At 52.1% G+C, this 17097-nt stretch carries 15 protein-coding genes; 4 read left to right on the top strand and 11 right to left on the bottom strand.

Going from position 1 to position 17097, the window contains the following annotated elements:
• The first annotated feature begins 41 nt into the window (after positions 1-41).
• On the top strand, positions 42-587 hold the full coding sequence (locus DYC63_RS08620; RefSeq protein ID WP_115218846.1) for an NADPH-dependent FMN reductase: 546 nt from the start codon (positions 42-44) through the stop codon (positions 585-587).
• Between the two features lie 56 nt (positions 588-643).
• Here DYC63_RS08620 and DYC63_RS08615 read toward each other — a convergent pair whose 3' ends face one another.
• From DYC63_RS08615 to DYC63_RS08575, 9 genes are read right to left on the bottom strand one after another with little or no spacing between them, the layout of a single operon-like run.
• The gene (locus tag DYC63_RS08615) at positions 644-2056 is read right to left on the bottom strand and encodes a DHA2 family efflux MFS transporter permease subunit (protein ID WP_115218845.1); all 1413 of its coding nucleotides are present in this window, start codon (positions 2054-2056) and stop codon (positions 644-646) included.
• Entirely contained in the window at positions 2057-3241 is a 1185-nt protein-coding gene (locus DYC63_RS08610) for an O-succinylhomoserine sulfhydrylase (RefSeq protein WP_115218844.1), read from the bottom strand.
• A gap of 7 nt (positions 3242-3248) precedes the next feature.
• Positions 3249-4079 (bottom strand): CvpA family protein, encoded by an 831-nt coding sequence (locus tag DYC63_RS08605; protein ID WP_115218843.1) that lies wholly within the window; start codon positions 4077-4079, stop codon positions 3249-3251.
• Positions 4080-4086: 7 nt separating this feature from the next.
• On the bottom strand, positions 4087-4785 hold the full coding sequence (locus DYC63_RS08600; protein WP_115218842.1) for an SPOR domain-containing protein: 699 nt from the start codon (positions 4783-4785) through the stop codon (positions 4087-4089).
• The gene (locus DYC63_RS08595; protein ID WP_245888098.1) at positions 4778-6067 is read right to left on the bottom strand and encodes a bifunctional folylpolyglutamate synthase/dihydrofolate synthase; all 1290 of its coding nucleotides are present in this window, start codon (positions 6065-6067) and stop codon (positions 4778-4780) included. The genes DYC63_RS08600 and DYC63_RS08595 overlap by 8 nt, the downstream gene beginning before the upstream one ends.
• Positions 6064-7146 carry an acetyl-CoA carboxylase, carboxyltransferase subunit beta gene (accD, locus tag DYC63_RS08590; protein ID WP_115218840.1) on the bottom strand — a complete coding sequence of 361 codons (1083 nt, stop codon included), beginning with the start codon at positions 7144-7146 and terminating at the stop codon, positions 6064-6066. The genes DYC63_RS08595 and accD overlap by 4 nt, the downstream gene beginning before the upstream one ends.
• Positions 7147-7156: 10 nt before the next feature.
• Entirely contained in the window at positions 7157-7963 is an 807-nt protein-coding gene (gene trpA, locus DYC63_RS08585) for a tryptophan synthase subunit alpha (RefSeq protein WP_115218839.1), read from the bottom strand.
• A gap of 7 nt (positions 7964-7970) precedes the next feature.
• On the bottom strand, positions 7971-9176 hold the full coding sequence (gene trpB / locus DYC63_RS08580) for a tryptophan synthase subunit beta (protein ID WP_115218838.1): 1206 nt from the start codon (positions 9174-9176) through the stop codon (positions 7971-7973).
• Entirely contained in the window at positions 9173-9796 is a 624-nt protein-coding gene (locus DYC63_RS08575; RefSeq protein ID WP_115219499.1) for a phosphoribosylanthranilate isomerase, read from the bottom strand. Before DYC63_RS08575 ends, trpB begins: the two co-directional genes overlap by 4 nt.
• Positions 9797-9938: 142 nt before the next feature.
• Between DYC63_RS08575 and DYC63_RS08570 the strand changes: the two genes are divergently transcribed.
• The 3 genes from DYC63_RS08570 (at position 9939) to DYC63_RS08560 (ending at position 13475) form a co-directional block, all read left to right on the top strand.
• Positions 9939-10403: an invasion associated locus B family protein gene (locus tag DYC63_RS08570; protein WP_115217415.1), complete on the top strand. Its 465-nt coding sequence runs from the start codon at positions 9939-9941 to the stop codon at positions 10401-10403.
• Positions 10404-10470: 67 nt separating this feature from the next.
• A complete protein-coding gene (locus DYC63_RS08565) occupies positions 10471-11139 on the top strand; it encodes an HAD-IB family phosphatase (RefSeq protein WP_115217414.1) in 669 nt (222 codons plus the stop codon).
• Positions 11136-13475: an ATP-binding protein gene (locus DYC63_RS08560; protein WP_172459471.1), complete on the top strand. Its 2340-nt coding sequence runs from the start codon at positions 11136-11138 to the stop codon at positions 13473-13475. Before DYC63_RS08565 ends, DYC63_RS08560 begins: the two co-directional genes overlap by 4 nt.
• A 483-nt stretch (positions 13476-13958) precedes the next feature.
• On the opposite strand, the gene rlmB is transcribed toward DYC63_RS08560, so the two are convergent.
• Together rlmB and rnr are read right to left on the bottom strand one after the other, a co-directional pair.
• Positions 13959-14690 (bottom strand): 23S rRNA (guanosine(2251)-2'-O)-methyltransferase RlmB, encoded by a 732-nt coding sequence (rlmB, locus tag DYC63_RS08555; protein WP_115217355.1) that lies wholly within the window; start codon positions 14688-14690, stop codon positions 13959-13961.
• Positions 14687-17050: a ribonuclease R gene (gene rnr / locus DYC63_RS08550; RefSeq protein ID WP_115218836.1), complete on the bottom strand. Its 2364-nt coding sequence runs from the start codon at positions 17048-17050 to the stop codon at positions 14687-14689. Before rnr ends, rlmB begins: the two co-directional genes overlap by 4 nt.
• Between the last annotated feature and the right edge of the window lie 47 nt (positions 17051-17097).

Below are 17097 nucleotides of genomic sequence, written 5' to 3'. Positions count from 1 at the left end.
GGCAGCTGCCTCATTTCTAACCCTAAACAAGAGAGTAAACTATGACTAAACACATTGCGGTTCTGATTGGCTCAGCCAGTAAGACTTCTTTTAACCATCTGGCAGTCAAGCATCTGCAAAAAATCGCACCGGAAAATCTAGAGCTTAATATCATGGAAATCGGTGATTTACCGCTTTATGATCGCGATTCGGACGAGCAGGAAGTGCCGACCTATACGCGCGTACGCGAAGCGATCAAAGCCGCCGATGCCGTGATTTGGGTCAGCCCCGAGCATAACGGCAGCTATTCTGCGATGATCAAAAACGCCATCGATGTGGTCTCACGTCCGGCAGGACAAAGCCTGTGGATCGGCAAACCTTTAGGACTGATGAGCGTTAATGCCAGCGGCAGCAATCGCGCCGTCGACGCCCTGCGTACCATTGCTGCCAGCACCTATGTCAATATGCCGGTTGCGCCCTTTGCAGCTACAATCGGCGGCATCTTCGCCGGCGCATTCGATGAAAAGGGCGAACTGGTCAGCGAAGCGGCAAAAGCCACTTTGCAGGGCTTTATCAAAGCCTATGCGGAATTCATCGCAAAATTCTAATTTTTAGTCTTTTCCAGCCTTTCATTGCAAATTTGTTTTGCAATGAAAGGCTGTCGCTATTTCGCCCCTACCAAACTCGAACCGTCACGCGGATGCAAAGCGCGAAAGACCCAACTGGAGAGAAAGGTTACGCCGCCTAAAATCATAAAGGTGTAACGAAAAGCCTGCGGCAAATCATCCTGAAAAGCCAGATTGGCGCTTAACTGATTTAATAACATCGCGCCGAAGGCAATACCGAAAGCAATCGATAATTGCTGATTAACCGCCAAAAGGCTATTGCCGCTGCCGGTTTGCCAAGCACGCAAATTGGATAAGGCAATGGTATTCATGGAAGTAAATTGAATGGAGTTAGAAGCGCCCATGATAAAAAGCAATATGATTGCCGGCACGATCGGCGTATCCGCATCCAAAAATGCCAATAAGGCAATCAATATGCCCAATAAGCGCGTATTCATGACCAAGACGCGGCGATAACCGAAGCGCCGCATTAAAGATTTGATGAACGGTTTTGCCAACATAGTGGCTATGGCAATCGGCACCAACATCCAAGCGGAAGCGGAGGCGCTGTAAGCAAAAGCGACCTGAAACAAGAGCGGCAATAAAAAAGGTACCGCACTCATGCCCAAACGGCTGAGCATATTGCCCAATAAACCGAGGCGGTAGGTGCGCACCTGCAATAAATTCGGCTGATAGAGCGGCTCGGGATCATGATACGCGTGCCGCCAATAGGCATATAAACTGGCAATGCCGAGTAAGAATAGCATCAAGGCATACATTCTGAGCCTAGGATATATGAAGATCTCCGCGGCAAAAGTCAGTCCGGCGGCGGCAAAAGCAAAGAGCAGAAAGCCGCTGATATCTAAGGGATAAATCCGCCCGACGGCATAGAAATCCGGCATGATTTTAAAGGTCAGGAACAATCCGAGCAGCCCTATCGGCACATTAATCAGAAAAATCCAATGCCAACTGGCATAATCGACCAAATAGCCGCCGACCAAAGGCCCAAGAATAGGCCCAACCAAAGCCGGCATAAGCATAATATTGAGGATATTCAGCAATCTGTCCTTACTATAGGCGCGCATCATAATCATGCGCGGCACGGGCAACAGCATCGCACCGCCAATGCCTTGCACGATACGCGCAGCGACTAACATAGTTAAATTCTGCGCTGCTGCACAAAGCAAGGAACCTAAAACAAAGACGAATATCGCGCCGCCGAAAATGCGCTTTGTGCCGAAGCGATCGCATAAATAACCCGAAAGCGGCATGATAAGTGCCAAGGTCAGGGCATAGGAAATCACGGCGGATTGCATGCGCAGGGGCGATTCCTGCAAATCCGCGGCAATACTGGGCAAGGCGGTATTGAGAATGGTGGCATCCAACATCTGCATAAATGCCGACACCGCTAAGAGATATGGCAGAAAGCGGTGCGGTGCCGACGGATTTGATGCAGAGGCTTCGAAGGGCATTTAGGCGGGCAATCCTTGGCTGAGCGCGGCTTGAATATCTTCGACATGCTCTAAGCCGATCGATAAGCGGATAATGCCGCCGGTGATGCCGACACGGTCTTTTTCTTCTTGGGCAACACGAAAATGCGTGGTGGTGTCAGGGTGGGTAATCGTGGTGCGGGTATCGCCCAAATTGCCCGTAATCGACAACCATTGGCTGTTGTCAATCAGATGCCAAGCGGCTTCTTTGCCGCCTTGCAGCTCAAAGCTGACCATGCCGCCAAAACCGCGCGGCATTTGCGCTTTGGCTAATTGATGCTGCGGATGGCTGGGCAAACCCGGATAGAAGACGCGCTTCACCGCCGTCTGCTCTTCCAACCATTGGGCAATCTGCAAAGCATTGTGGCTGTGTTTGTCCATACGCAGCGCCAAGGTTTCCAAACTTTTGACGAACAGCCATGCCTCAAATGCGCCCATCGTGGTGCCGCAGCTACGCATGAGCTGATACATCTTTTCGCCGTCTTCTTCGGTTTTGCTGATAATGCAGCCGCCTAAGGCACGTCCCTGCCCGTCAATGTATTTGGTGGCGGAATGCACGGAATAATCCGCCCCTAATACCAAGGGCTGCTGCAAATAAGGCGTTGCCAAGCAATTATCCACCACCACTTTAATCCCATGCTGATGCGCCAATGCGCTTAATGCGGCAACATCGCCGATATCCAACAAGGGATTGGCAGGAGTTTCCAGAAAAAACAGTTTGGTATTGGGGCGAATCGCCGCCTGCCATTGCTCAAGACTCTGCAAGTCCACCAAGGTGCTGTCCACGCTGAATTTGGCAAAAGTCTTGCCAATCATGTTTAAGGTCGAGCCAAAGCAATTGCGCGAACAGACCACATGATCGCCGGCGGATAATTCCGCCATCAGCAAGGTTAAAATCGCGCCCATGCCGGTTGACGTGGCGGTGGCTCTTGCACCGCCTTCCAACAAAGCCATTTTTTCTTCAAACATGCTGACGGTCGGATTGGCAAAACGGCTGTAGCTAAAGGTGCGGATGCGTTCTGCAAAAATATCGGCGGCATTTTCCGCATCGCTGAACACATAAGACGAAGTCAGATGTAGGGCGGGCGAATGCTCGTTAAATGCGCCGCGCTGCTCGGCTTCGCGGATGGCACGAGTTTCAAATCGGGCTTTGTTTAGTTTGCTCATAAAATTCCTAAGGTTGCAGCGATTCTAATTGCAGCGGCGCAATACCGCTTTCAGCCTCTTCCGGCACGGCCTCGATTTCGCCTTCATAATTCTGATCTTGCAAAGATTCCAAACGCAGACCTGCGTTTTCCGCTTCGGGGCCGGCAATATTGGACAAAGCATTACTTTGCGCGCTTTGCTGACGGGCTTGCTCGGCACTCAATTGAGGACGCGCCGCCTGAGAATTTTCAACGGCATTAAGCGAAGAGAGTTCGATCGTCGCAGGATGATTTTGTCTCTCTGTGTTCGGCGTTTGCGCAGGTAAAATCACTACTTCATTCGGATTCATCCACGAGTCGGCATAGGCGCGCACATGTTCGGGAATGCGCTTAATCCCCCAATTGGCAAGATTGGAAAAACCCGGCACCAATTGCGATTGCTGCCAAGAAGGCAATTTTTCAATCCCGGGATATAAACGCGCGAAAAAGATTAGCACTGCGCCGATAATCGCCCCGCGCGCCAGACCGAAGAGCATCCCCAACAAACGGTCAAAACCGCCCAATCCTGTGGCTTTGAATAAAGAAGTAATTAATAAATTCAATAGCCCGATTAAAAATAAAGCCAGTAAAAATACGCTGCCGAAAGAAGCGATATAGGCAATATGCTTATCGCTGATAACTTGCTGCACAAATTGTTGGGAAACCATTTCCGCAAAGGTAAATGCCGCCCATAAAGCCGCTACCCATGCCACAAGTGACAACATCTCGCGCAGCAAACCGCGTGCGATGCCGATAATGGCGGAAATCAGGACAATACCGCCCAATCCCAAATCAAAAATATTTAAACCCTGTAAATCCATAATGTCCTCAACGATTAATCTGCCGCGCTTTCACACCCATTGCCGACAAACTGTCTAAAATGTCTGTTAGACGGTTGCTCGCAATCGGACCGACATAGACGCGATGATAGGTTCGACCATTTACGGTCGCAGGCTCCACGATTGCAGGCAAGCGTTTGCTGCGAATATTTTCTGCTAAACGGTCGGCATTGGCTTTTTCGCCGAAAGAGCCGGCTTGAATCCATGTAGAGCCCTGTGCTTGCGCAGACGGAGCGGCAGTTGGCTTGGCGGGAGCCGTTGCAGGCGGTGTTGCCGCCCTATTATTGCTTTGGGCATTCGCCAAGCTTTCTAATTGAATATTGTTATTTTGCGCTGTCGCTGCGCTTTGATTGCTCTGTGCTGCCGGCGGCGCATGAGTTTCGGGCATATTCGAGCTGCTATCCGTGCTTTGATTCGGACTTGCCAAGACCGGCGGCGCACCTCTATCGCTTTCCATACCCTGCAAAGAAGTCAGGGAAATCTCGGGCTGCGGCGGCTGGGCGGTTTCGGAAGGACCTTGTTCCGCTAGGGTTTTGCGTCCCTCAGGCGTCAAGGCGATTACCTCTTCGTTTTTTTTACCCTCCAATATTGCAGGCGGCACTTTGGGATTAAACCAACCGTCATAAAAAAACACAGCAACCACCGCGAGAATAATCACGCCTAAAGCGCGTGCCAACCATTTATTCATTACTATTCCATTGAGTTAAGACTTCAGTTACCGTCACAAAAGACCCCATTATTACAATCGCATCATTCTCTGCCGCCTGCCGCACTGCCGCCGCCAATGCGCCTTGCACATCCTCATATGCCGCGACGGTTTTGCCGATTAAGAGCGGCACGACTTGCGCGGCAATTTCCGCCGCATCGCTGCCGCGCGCGCCTTGCAAAGAGGCAAAATACCAAGCATCGCCGACTTCTGCAAGATGCGCCACAATCGCGGCATGATCCTTATCTGCCAACATACCGCAGACGATATGAAAACGCTCCTGCGGGCGGCGGATACGATGCAAAAAAGCCGCCAATACTTCGGCGCTGTCCTGATTATGCGCCACATCAATCACATAGCGCGGACGCCCATCTTTAAGCATCAGACGCGCGGGATTATATGCCTGTCTTAATGCCTGACTCAGCACCGCCCGATTCAGCGGCAGACAGTCTGCCAAAGCCGCGGCAACGGCGGCAAAATGCCCGTATTGATGCGCACCTTGCAACAAAGCCGGCAAGGGCAAATCTGCAAATACCGCCTGCGGCAAATGCAAAGACAGGCTATCTGGCGCCGCTTGCACGCTGAAATCGCGTCCGTATTGCATGACCGGCGTATGCAAGGCTTGCGCGGCATCAAACAAAGCGGCAGGCGCATTGTGATCAGCAAAGAAGATTTTTTGCCCCTGCCGCATAATCCCGGCTTTTTCGGCGGCAATTTCCGCTACCGTTTCGCCCAGCCATTGCTGATGATCCAAACCGATTCTTGTCAATACAACGGCATCCGCATCAATCAAATTGACCGCGTCCAAACGCCCGCCTAAGCCGACTTCCAAAATCGCGACTTGCGGTCGCTTTTGCGCCATCAAATAAAAGGCTGCCAAAGCGGACCATTCGAAATAGCTTAAAGAAATCTCGCCGCGTGCGATATCGACCGCGTCAAAGGCGGCACAAAGTTCCGCCGCATCGACCATTTGTCCGTCAAAACGAATCCGCTCGCGGTAATCGAGCAAATGCGGCGAGGTAAAACTCGCCGTAGAAACGCCTGCTGCTTGACAGATTGCCTCCGCCCACGCCACGCAGGAACCTTTGCCGTTCGTGCCGGCAATGCTGAGAATGTAATCGGCTAGACGCGGTGCGCCCAAAGCCTGCCAGACCGCCGAAATTCTCGTTAATCCCAAATCCCAACTTTTCGGATGCGCCTGTTCCTGCCAAGCCAACCAAGCCGCCAAATCATTTTGCCCGCGCGGTGCGGCTACCATACTCATGATTTCTCTTCTGCACTCTTCTCATTCTCAGATACGACCGCTTCTTGGCTGTGCTGCGCAGCGGCTTCTGCCGCCTCTTCGCGCACAGGGTGGGCAATGCCGCCGCTGTCCGCCGCCGTTTCCTGCAAATCATCTTGCGCAGATTCTTCGGCAATATCGCCAGGCGCCGCCTCGGCCATTTCCGTTTTTGCGCTGACAAGCACCGGCTCGCAGTCATATTCCGGCGCCGCCTCGTTCAGCAACATGGCACAGATGCCTGCCAATTCTTCGCGCATACGGCGACGATCGACAATCATATCAATCGCACCTTTTTCAAGTAAAAATTCGCTACGCTGAAAGCCTTCGGGCAAGGTTTCGCGCACCGTTTGCTCAATCACGCGCGGGCCGGCAAAGCCGATTAAAGCACCCGGCTCAGCGATAATCAAATCGCCCAACATGGCAAAAGAAGCGGACACCCCGCCCATCGTGGGATCGGTTAAGACCGAGATAAAGGGCAATCCCGCCTTATGCAGCTGCGTTAGTGCGGCGGAGGTTTTCGCCATTTGCATCAAAGAGGTCAAGCCCTCCTGCATTCGCGCGCCGCCGCTGGCGGCAAAGCAGACAAAGGGCGTTTTATGTGCAATGGCATATTCCACCGCGCGCACAAAGCGTTCGCCCACTACAGAGCCCATCGAACCGCCCATATAGGAAAATTCGAAAGCCGCCGCCGTGAAATCGCGCCCTAAAATTTTGCCTGCCATGGCAATCAGCGCATCGCTTTCGCCGCTGGCCTTATTGGCTTGGCTAATCCGATCTTTGTAGCGTTTGCTGTCTTTGAATTTCAAAAAATCAATCGGCTGCAATTCTTTGGCAATTTCTTGAATTTCCGTATCCGCATCAAAAAGATTCTGCAAACGCTCGCGTGCACTGATGCGCATATGATGCTCGCATTCGGGGCAGACATATTGCGCGTTTTTCACGTCTTGCCGATACAAGGTGCGGCTGCAACTGCTGCACTTCAGCCATAAACCGTCCGGAATTTGCTGATTTTTATTTTTGGTTTTGATGCGCGAGGGCATCAAATTATCAAACCAACCCATGTTTTTCCTCTCAATTATCCAGAGCTTGTCGGATAGTTTCTACAAATGTTCTTGCCGCCTGCGGCACATCCTGCCCCTCTTGCGCGGCCTGCCATAATTTGGCGACCAAAGCCGAACCGATAATCACACCGTCGGCAAATGCCGCCATTGCCTTGGCGGTAGCACCGTCGCGAATGCCAAAGCCAATGCAGACAGGCGTTTTTGTTTGAGTTTTGATGTCTTCTACCGCATGGCGAATCGCTTGCGCCTGCGCTTCCTGTTTGCCCGTGACGCCGCGCAAAGATACATAGTAAATAAAGCCTTCTGCAGCGGCGATAATTTTATGTTGCCGCTCGGCGCCGGTGGTAGGCGCCAATAATTGAATCGCGGTCATATTATTCGCGCTCAAGTCCGCCGCATAATCCGGCAAAGCCTCAATCGGGCAATCGACCAAAATGACTGCATCCACGCCGCTTTGCGCCGCCGCCTGCATGCTCTGGGCAAAGCCGCGCCGCTCAAAACTGTTCAAATAACCCATTAAAACAATCGGCGTTGCGCTGTCCTGCTGGCGAAATTCCGCCGCCATCGCCAAAACATCCGGCAGACTCACGCCGCGCGCCAAAGCACGCTCATTAGCTAATTGAATCGTTTCGCCGTCTGCGGCTGGGTCGGAGAAAGGAATGCCCAATTCCAGAATATTCGCCCCGCCCGCCACCAAGGCATGCATCACGTTCACACACTGTTCCGGCAGCGGATCACCGGCAGAAATATAGGGAATCAATGCTTTGCGGCCGTTTTCTGCCAAAGCGGCGAAAACCGCCTCCATTCTCTTACTCATGCTTACCTCACAAAGTGATGCCGTCTAAGGCGGCAATCGTATTAATGTCTTTGTCGCCGCGCCCTGAGAGATTGACCACAATGCGCTTGCCCTTGCCCAATTCTTTTGCCAATTTCATCGCATGCGCCAAGGCGTGCGAGGATTCTAAAGCAGGAATAATCCCTTCCAAATGACATAAATCATGGAAGGCCGCCAAGGCTTCCTCATCTGTCGCCGCCACATATTCGGCGCGGCCGCTGGCTTGCAAAAAGGCATGCTCGGGTCCGACGCCGGGATAGTCCAAACCGGCGGAAATCGAATGCGTTGCGGCGATTTGTCCGTCTTCATTGCTCATAATCCGCGTGCGGTTGCCGTGCAGTACGCCGATGGGCGCACCGACACTTAAAGGCGCGGCATGTTCGTCCGTATGCAAACCGCGTCCTCCGGCTTCCACACCGATAATGCGCACGCCGGCATCGTCATAGAAAGGATAGAACAGCCCGATCGCATTCGAACCGCCGCCGACGCAAGCCACCACCGCATCTGGCAAAGCGCCGAATTGCTCTTGACATTGCGCTTTGGCTTCCTCGCCGATAACTTTTTGAAAATCGCGCACCAACATCGGATAAGGATGCGGACCTGCCACCGTACCGATGATGTAAAACGTATCGTCGATATGGGCGACCCAATCGCGCATCGCCTCGTTCATCGCATCTTTGAGCGTCCGCGAGCCGGATTTCACCGCCACCACTTCCGCGCCGAGCAATTTCATGCGATAGACATTCGGCGCTTGACGCTGCACGTCATCAGCGCCCATATAGACCACGCATTCCATGCCCAAACGTGCGGCGACCGTCGCCGTTGCCACGCCATGCTGCCCCGCGCCGGTTTCGGCAATCACGCGCCGTTTTGCCAAACGCTCCGCCAACAAGGCTTGCCCAATCGTATTATTGACCTTATGCGCGCCCGTATGATTCAAATCCTCACGTTTCAGCCAAATTTCCGCGCCGCCTACGCGTTCGCTCAAACGTTTGGCGAAATACAAAGGCGAGGGACGTCCGACATAATGGCGCAATTCCTCACGATAACGCTGCCAAAAAGCAGGCTCATTGCGCGCGCTTTCATAAGCGTCCTGCAATTCCAAGACGGCCTGCATTAAGGTTTCGGCAACAAATTGTCCGCCGAATTGGGCGAAATAACCGCGTGCATCAGGATATTGATAATAATCTGTCATAAAGCTGCTGCTCTTGCTTGAGAAATAAAAGCCTGCATTTTAGCAAATGATTTCCGTGCCGGCGCACTTTCCACACCCGAAGACACATCGACCGCCCAAGGACGCACCGCTTTTACCGCCGCCGCCACATTCTCGACATTCAAGCCACCCGCCAGAATCAGCGCTTTAGACATCGCGGGAATCTTTTTCCAATCAAATACTTTCCCACTTCCACCGTTGGATTGCGCCCCGAAAGCATCTAATAAAAAACCGTCCGCCTGCGCATAAGTGCTGCAATACTGCGCGACCGCGGCGCTGTCGGGCAAATCCTGCATCGGCACCGCCTTAATCCAACGCCGCCCGAAACCGGCGCAAAATGCCGCTTCTTCCTGACCGTGAAATTGCAAGACCTCCAGCGGCACTTTCTCTAATACCGCCCGCACAAATGCCGCTTCAGGATTCACAAACAGCCCTACGCTTTGCACAAAAGGCGGCACCGCCGATAACAATGCCGCCGCCTGTTCAATCGAAACCGCGCGTTTTGAAGGCGGATAAAAGACAAAACCCAAAGCATCCGCCCCCGCCGCCGCCGCCGCCTGCACATCTTCCGCGCAGCTTAAACCGCAAATTTTTATCCGCATAAAGGTTCCTGAAAATAAGGCATCATAGCATAGGCATCGCATCCCGCTCGGCTGCGCCAAGCATTGCGAAATGAAAATCTGCTTGCCTAAGACGATATAATTGATACACTGATACAAATTTTCATTTATATGGAGAGGAACCATGAAATTCAAACAACTCTTGATTGCCGCCGTTTTAGGCACCGGTCTTGCCGCCCAAGCCGCCGTTACTAACGGACAAAAATACGGCGACTGGCAAGGCGTTTGCCAAGAAGGCATGTGCGGCATCATGCAAGAAGCGAAAAACCAAGCCGGTACCGTTGTCGGCTTATTAGCGATTAGAAAAGTGCCTGAAGCCAATAATCAGGCGGTTTTATTCATTACTGTACCTTTAGGCGTAGTCCTACATGCCGGCATCGGCATTGCCGTTGATACGAAAGAAGTGAAAAGTGTTCCCTTGGATTACTGCTCGCCGGGCGGCTGCCATGTTGCCATTCCTTTAGAAAGCGATATATTAAATAAAATCAAAGCAGGTAATAAATTGCAAATCGCCACCTTCGCCGGCGGTCAGCAGCAAACCGTAGAATTTTCCTTAAAAGGCGTTACTTCAGGCATTAACGCACTTTAATGCCATCATAAAAAAGCCGGATAAAACCGGCTTTTTTATTGTCCGCTTTTCTCACACAGGATTGACCATGCCCTTTTTTTCCCTGCCGCAAGCCCTTATTTTTGATTGCGATTCCACCCTAAGCACGATTGAAGGCATTGACGAACTGGCGGCGGCAAAAAATTGTCGTGTCGAAATCGCCGTCCTTACCGACCGCGCCATGAACGGCGAAGTGCCGCTAGAAGCCGTTTACGCCAAAAGGCTGGAGATTATCCGCCCGAGCCGCAGCGACGTGCGGGCAATTGCGGATTTATATGCCGCCAATCCCTGTCTGCATGCGCAAGAAATTGTGCGCCATTTGCAGGACAAAGGAGTACGGGTCGGCATTGTTAGCGGCGGTTTACTGGACGCGGTGCTGCCCTTCGGACAATCGCTGGGCATTGCCGAGGAAGATATTTTCGCTGTTGCCTTGGATTATGATGTGCAGGGCAATTATCGCGGCGTGCTGCCCAGTCCCTTAACGACCGCCGTCGGCAAATTCGAGATCGTGGCGCAATGGAAAGCTCGTCATCAATTCAAAAGCCTGTATTTGGTCGGCGACGGTATGAGCGATGTTGCCGCACTCGGAAAAGCGGCGGCAGATGTAGTTATCGGCTACGGCGGCGTCATTGCCCGCCCTGCCGTACGCGAACAAGCCAGCATTTTTATCGAGCAGGCGGATTTGCTCGCATTGCTCGCCTTATGGGAGGACGCATGAATCAAATTCCTGAAAACATCGGACAATTTTATCTGGGCAATGAAATTCAGCCGGAGCAACGCCCCCTGCTCTACGATGCCGCGGATTTATGCACTCATGCCGTGATTATCGGCATGACCGGTTCAGGCAAAACCGGATTGGGCATCAGCCTCTTGGAAGAAGCGGCATTAGACAATATCCCCGTCATCGCCATTGACCCCAAAGGCGATTTAGGCAATCTCTTGCTCAATTTTCCCCGTTTGCAGGCAGAAGATTTTCTGCCTTATGCCGATGCCGACGTCTTAGCCCAGCAAGGCATCGATGCGCCGACATGGGCGGAAAACACCGCCGAGCAATGGCGGCAAGGCATTGAACAATCAGGGCAAAGCAGCGAACGCATGCAAATGCTCAAAGCCGGCAATCCCGTACATCTCTACACGCCGGGCAGCAGCCTTGGTCTGCCGCTGGCACTAATCGGCGATTTCCCGCCGCCGCCCGCCGAAATTCAAACCAATCGCGAAGCCTATGCCGACTATCTTGACAGCAGCGCGGCAAGTCTGCTTGCCTTGCTCAAGCAAGACAATGACAGCCTGTCGCCGGCGCATGTCTTCCTCACGCACATATTCAATCATTTCTGGACGCAGCAGCAAAGCATAGACTTAGGCGGCTTAATTGCCGCCATCAGCCGACCGCCTTTTGAAAAAATCGGCATCTTGCCGCTTTCGCAAGTCTTTCCGGAAAAATCACGCCAATCCCTTGCCTTAGGACTGAACAATCTTCTTGCCGCACCGGGCTTCGCCCAATGGCGCAGCGGCAAAGCGCTGGATTGCGAAAACCTGTTTTACAGCCCTGAAAAACGCGCCCAAACCAGCATTTTGAACATCGCGCATTTAAGCGACAGCGAAAGAATGTATTTTGTCAGCCTGCTACTGACGAAACTAATTGCCTGGATGCGCCGCCAACAAGGCACTTCCACCCTGCGCGCCATTCTCTATATGGACGAAATCGCCGGCTATCTGCCGCCTAACAGCAATCCCGCCAGCAAAGCCGCTTTCCTGACCCTGCTCAAACAGGCGCGCGCCTTTGGTCTCGGACTCGTTCTGTCCACGCAAAACCCGATTGATTTGGACTACAAAGCCCTTTCCAATGCCGGCACATGGTTTATCGGACGCCTGCAAACCGCGCAAGACCGCAAGCGTCTGCGCGAAGGTCTGCTCAGCGCAGGCGAAGCCGGTTTAAACGCCGCCGAACTCGATCAATGGTTCGACCAACTGGGCAAACGTCAATTCCTAATGAAAAACATTCATGAAAATGCGCCCTGCATCCTGCAAACCCGCTGGGCAATGAGCTATCTGGCAGGACCGCTCGGCGCCGAACATATCCGCCGACTCAGCCAAAGCACCGACGGCGCCGACAATACTTCAAAAGACAAACATCTTCATTCGGCGCATCAGCATCCCGCCCTGCTGCCCAATGGCATTGCCACCTATTATGCGCCCGGTGGCAAAAACGGCGCGCCGGCGCATTATTTTCCGACCCTGCTTGCCGCCGCTACCTTGTTCTATCAAGACGCCAAAGCCGATATCCGCACTGAAAATAAAATCTTACTCAATGTCGCCCTAGAGGAAAATGGCGATATCGATTGGACGCAAGCCGCTCCTCTGGCGCTTAATCTCGAGCAATTGCAAAGCAGCCCGACACAGCCGGCGCATTTCCACCCTGCACCGCCGAGCCTAGGCGACAACAAATGCTGGACGGCATGGGAACGCAGCCTCAAAACCGCTTTGCGCCAATTCAAGAGCCTAGAGATTTTCTATGCGCCGGACTTTAAAATTTACAGCGAAGCAGGCGAAAGCGAACAGACCTTCCGCAACCGTCTCAGCACCGCCGCGCACGAACAACGCGACCAAGCCGTGCAGAAACTGCGCCAAAGCTATAACAGCAAGCAAATGCGATTAGCGCGCCGGCAAATCAGCGCCGAACAAGCCCTTGAAAGAGAAAACGCGCAAGCCTCAAATAGCCTGCTCAGCACAGGCATTGCCATCGGCGGCGCCTTGCTGGGCGCATTCACAGGGCGCAAGGTGCTGTCGCAAAGCAATATTAACCGCGCCGCCGGCGCCATACGCAAAGCCGGCAATATCGGCAAAGAACGCCAAGATCTTGCCGCGGCAAAAGAAAAAGCTGCTTTGATTGAGCAGGAAATTGCCGCCGTAGAGCAGGAATTGGCGCAAGCCCTTGCCGATATCGAATACCACTATCGCGTGGAAAATCTCAATATTGAACGCAAAAACATTCATGCCAAAGCCGCCGATATTCGGATTGATTTCTTAGCGCTTTTATACCAACCTTTGGTTTAAACACAGTCAATTCATGACAAATACGAACATTATATTTTTAACCTTAGCTTAGGCGTTTATGCCAGAAAGCACTCGCATGACAAATTGTGATGGATATAAATATCTAAGCTACTAATTTATAGGGAAGTAGGTCGGATTCTTGAATCCGAAAAATTGATATTTCAAGCAATGTCGGATACAAGTAGCCGATCTAACCATCAAAAAGTGATTGATTTTGCTATGTTTCAACACACAGAGCGACACATAAAGCGTCGCTCTACGTGTTGCCCTGAATTGGAAGAGGTTACACCTCTCCCACAAGACTTATCCTCCCTAAAGGGAGGGGTTTCACCAGTAAGGAAATTTTGATGAATTTACTATAGTACCTTAACTTCAAAATGAGACTTAGAGATACACATTTTGTCAGGAGAAGCGCTTAGAATAATCTCATTTTGAAGTTAAGAGACTATATAATTTGTCATGCTTGTGTGAGTTCAAATACGCTTAGGCGCCCGACAAACGCTGCCTTCTCGCTTCAAACAGCATCACGCCGCAGGCAACCGATACATTCAGACTTTCCATGCCCTCCGCCATCGGAATGGCGGCGAGATAATCGCAGCACTCCCGCAATCCGAAGCGGATGCCCTCGCCTTCATTGCCGACAATCATCACCAGTCCGCCGCGCAAATCAAGACTGTAGAGGGAAACGCTTTCTTCGCCGGCGCCGCCGACAACCCACAGCCCTTTTTCCTTCATCGCCTCGACTTCGCGCTTGAGATTGGCAACGCGGGAAATCGGCAGCACTTCCGATGCACCGCAGGAAACTTTATGCACGACCGGCGTAATATCCGCCGAACGACTGTTGGGCAGCAATACGGCATCCACGCCCGCTGCCAAAGCGCTGCGCAGACAAGCGCCGAGATTATGCGGATCTTGAATACCGTCCAAGACCAATATCAGCGGCTGCTCAATGCCGGCGATTGCTGCCTGCCAATTCGCCGCCTGCTCCGCCACAAGGCATTCCGCGGCAATGCCTTGATGGCGCACGTCGGGCAGACGCATATCAATGCCGTAAAGCGGCACGCGTTCAATCGCAATACCCTGCGCCAGCATATCTTCCAGCAATAAAGCCAAATTCTTGCTTTTTTTGCCTTCGACGATTTCCGCCCGCAGAATGCGTTTATCCGTCAAGGCTTGGCGGACGGCATGTATGCCGCCAATCCATTGTGTTTTCATTTGATTTTCCTTTTTTTCTTCGTCGCTTTTTTCTCGACGGCAGGTTTTTTAGTTTCTACGCGCTGATGCTTGCTGCTTTTGACTTTCTTTTTCGCACGCTTCTCCGCTTTGGTCGCCTCATGATTGGGCGCGGAAGCGGCGGTTTTATGGCGTTTGCCGGCATGATTGAGCAAAGCGAAATCGATTTTGCGGTCGTCGATATCGACTTTTGCCACGCGCACCCGCACTTGGTCAAGCATGCGGAATACATGTCCGCTGCGCTCGCCCGTCAGCGAAACCGTGTCCGCATCATAATGGTAATAGTCGTTAGTCAGGCTGGAGACATGCACAAGCCCGTCAATGAAATAATCGTCCAAAGTAATGAATAAACCGAAGCTGGTAATATTGGAAATCTGGCCGCCGAATTCTTCGCCGATGCGATGGCTCATAAATTCGCATTTCAGGAAATCCATCGCCTCACGCGTAGCATCGTCGGCACGGCGTTCGGTCATGGAAGTATGTATCGCCAGTTCCGTCATTTGCTCGCCGTTGTAGGCATAATTTTCCGCTGTGCCGCCGCGCAAAATATGGCGAATGGCGCGATGGACGAGCAAATCGGGATAGCGGCGGATAGGAGAGGTAAAATGGGCGTAGTTTTCCAAAGCCAAGCCGAAATGTCCGCGGTTTTTAGGCGAATATACCGCCTGCTCCATCGTGCGCAACAGCATTTTCTCAATCAAGGCATAATCGGGCCGCCCTTGCGCCAAAGCCAAAACTTGCGCCAATTGCTGCGGACTGACGCTGTCGCCGATGCGGATTTTGCCGCCCAGACCAATCCGCGACAGATATTGCTTGAGCTTGCCTAAGCGGTCAATCCCCGGCGTGTCATGCACGCGATAAAGCGCGGGAATCTTATGTTTGCTTAAAAATTTTGCCGCCGCAATATTCGCCACAATCATACATTCTTCAATCAATTTATGCGCTTCCAAACGTTCGCGTGCCTTAATGCTTTCGATTTTGCCTTCGCTGTCGTATTCAAACTCCGCTTCCGCAAACTCGAAATTAATCGTATGCCGCGCTTCGCGCGCCGCTTTTAAAATCTCATACACCGCCGCCAGCGTGTCCAAGGGGCGCAGCAATTGGGCAAAACTTTCGCGCAATAAAGCATCGCGGTCAAAAATGATTTTCTGCGCCGTTTCATAAGTCAGGCGCGCATGCGAATGCATCACCGCCTCATGAAATTTGCTCCGCTTAATGCTGCCGTCGGGCGCCAGCGTGATTTGGCAGACCATACATAATCTGTCCACATGCGGATTAAGCGAACACAATCCATTGGATAATTTTTCCGGCAACATCGGAATCACACGGTCAGGGAAATAGACGGAAGTGCCGCGCAAATGCGCCTCTTCGTCCAAAGGACGCCCCAGCTTCACATAATGCGACACATCGGCAATCGCCACATACAGGCAATAATTCGCGCCGCGCTTCTCTGCAAACACCGCATCGTCAAAATCGCGCGCACTAATGCCGTCAATAGTAACAAAAGGCAAATGGCGCAAATCCAACCTATTTTCATAATCTTGCGCACGCAAAGCCTCCGGCACAGCCGCCGTTTCCTGCTGCACCGCCTCAGGAAACTCCCGCGGAATATTATGATTTTCCAAGGCGATTTCCACTTCCATGCCGGCAGCGCGCTCTTCGCCCAAAACGTGCAAAATTTTCGCCATCGCCTGGCTGTGGCGCGTGGGATATTCCACAATTTCAGCCACCACGATTTCGCCGTTTTTCGCTCCGTTGCGCTTATCGTCAGGAATGAAAAACTGCCGATTTAAACGGCGGTTCTCAGGCAAAACAAACCACAAACCCTGCAAATGGCTTAATTTGCCCACAATCCGCGCCTGACCGCGCTCCAAAATCTCCACAGGCGCATAATCCTTGCGCCCCTGCCGATCGATATCGCTGACACGTGCTAGGATTTTGTCATCATGCATCAACTCATTCATATACTTAGGCGGAATAAAGCCATCAGGCTCATCGCCTTCAAAATGCAGAAAACCATAACCTTCAGGATGCGCAATCACACGCCCCGCCACCAAATCCATCTTGCGCGACAAACCGATTTGTCCCTGCCGATTCGACATCAACTGCCCCGCACGAATCATGGCTTTTAAACGATGGCCGAATAATTCCGCCCGCGCCTCATCAAGCTGGAAAATATTGATAATCTCGGCGAAACTTAATAAACGCCCCTCTTTTTCCAAGCACTGCATAATGAACTCGCGACTCGGCAAAGGATTCTCACCGTATTTTTCAATTTCACGCTGATAATACGGATCCTGCCGTTGCCAATGATGCAAGGATTGAATTTTTTTCTTTGCCATCTCTAGTTCTCCAAATATTATGAGAAAAAATATTAGAACAGCATCTC

The sequence above is a fragment of the Suttonella indologenes genome, assembly GCF_900460215.1.
Lineage (GTDB): Bacteria > Pseudomonadota > Gammaproteobacteria > Cardiobacteriales > Cardiobacteriaceae > Suttonella > Suttonella indologenes.
This window is presented reverse-complemented; position numbering and strand designations above follow the sequence as displayed.

Bases quoted from the DNA above. Each gene is read 5' to 3' on its own strand.
- DYC63_RS08595 (WP_245888098.1), bottom strand. From the start codon at position 6,067: ATGAGTATGGTAGCCGCACCGCGCGGGCAAAATGATTTGGCGGCTTGG.
- DYC63_RS08560 (WP_172459471.1), top strand. From the start codon at position 11,136: ATGAATCAAATTCCTGAAAACATCGGACAATTTTATCTGGGCAATGAA.
- DYC63_RS08600 (WP_115218842.1), bottom strand. From the start codon at position 4,785: ATGAATAAATGGTTGGCACGCGCTTTAGGCGTGATTATTCTCGCGGTG.
- DYC63_RS08605 (WP_115218843.1), bottom strand. From the start codon at position 4,079: ATGGATTTACAGGGTTTAAATATTTTTGATTTGGGATTGGGCGGTATT.
- trpA (WP_115218839.1), bottom strand. From the start codon at position 7,963: ATGAGTAAGAGAATGGAGGCGGTTTTCGCCGCTTTGGCAGAAAACGGC.
- DYC63_RS08570 (WP_115217415.1), top strand. From the start codon at position 9,939: ATGAAATTCAAACAACTCTTGATTGCCGCCGTTTTAGGCACCGGTCTT.
- DYC63_RS08565 (WP_115217414.1), top strand. From the start codon at position 10,471: ATGCCCTTTTTTTCCCTGCCGCAAGCCCTTATTTTTGATTGCGATTCC.
- DYC63_RS08615 (WP_115218845.1), bottom strand. From the start codon at position 2,056: ATGCCCTTCGAAGCCTCTGCATCAAATCCGTCGGCACCGCACCGCTTT.
- trpB (WP_115218838.1), bottom strand. From the start codon at position 9,176: ATGACAGATTATTATCAATATCCTGATGCACGCGGTTATTTCGCCCAA.
- accD (WP_115218840.1), bottom strand. From the start codon at position 7,146: ATGGGTTGGTTTGATAATTTGATGCCCTCGCGCATCAAAACCAAAAAT.
- rlmB (WP_115217355.1), bottom strand. From the start codon at position 14,690: ATGAAAACACAATGGATTGGCGGCATACATGCCGTCCGCCAAGCCTTG.
- DYC63_RS08620 (WP_115218846.1), top strand. From the start codon at position 42: ATGACTAAACACATTGCGGTTCTGATTGGCTCAGCCAGTAAGACTTCT.
- DYC63_RS08575 (WP_115219499.1), bottom strand. From the start codon at position 9,796: ATGCGGATAAAAATTTGCGGTTTAAGCTGCGCGGAAGATGTGCAGGCG.
- rnr (WP_115218836.1), bottom strand. From the start codon at position 17,050: ATGGCAAAGAAAAAAATTCAATCCTTGCATCATTGGCAACGGCAGGAT.
- DYC63_RS08610 (WP_115218844.1), bottom strand. From the start codon at position 3,241: ATGAGCAAACTAAACAAAGCCCGATTTGAAACTCGTGCCATCCGCGAA.